The sequence below is a fragment of the Frankia tisae genome, assembly GCF_025403405.1.
Lineage (GTDB): Bacteria > Actinomycetota > Actinomycetes > Frankiales > Frankiaceae > Frankia > Frankia tisai.
The window spans coordinates 1-454 of sequence record NZ_JANEZT010000811.1; the positions used below are offsets into that span (position 1 = coordinate 1).

The window sequence follows — 454 nt, forward strand, 5'->3', positions numbered from 1 at the left end:
TCATCAGCCAATACCCCGAGCTGCAGGCGATCACGTGGATCGACGACCGCCGGCGCATCCGCGCCAGCCACGCCGCGCCCACCCTCCCCAGCGGGCAGTTGCGCGTGGCCGGCGAAGTGCTGCGCAGCGGCGATGCGGCCGACACCTTCGGCCTCGCGCGCGACCTGCAGCAGCCGGTCTACGCGCAGCCGCTCGCGGCCCCGGGCAACGGCGAGGCCCCCCCGCTGCTGCAGCTGCAGGTGCCGCTGGTCGCGCAGGGCCGCTTCACCGGCGTCGTGCTCGCCGAATATTCCGTGGACAGCCTGCTGCGCTACGGCACGCCCACCGAGGTGCTCGCCCGCTATGCCGTGACCATGCTCGACGGGCACGACCAGCTGCTCGCCGGCACGCCGCTGCCGCCGCGCGGCCGGGCATCCCCGTGGCAGCCCTGGGCCACGCGCGCCAACCAGTACGA

1 protein-coding gene is annotated in these 454 nt (G+C 74.7%); it reads left to right on the forward strand.

Features of this window, described 5'->3' with window-relative positions:
- The coding region (locus tag NBZ85_RS34235) for a hypothetical protein (RefSeq protein ID WP_261563499.1) at nucleotides 1-454 on the forward strand (454 nt) is incomplete at both ends.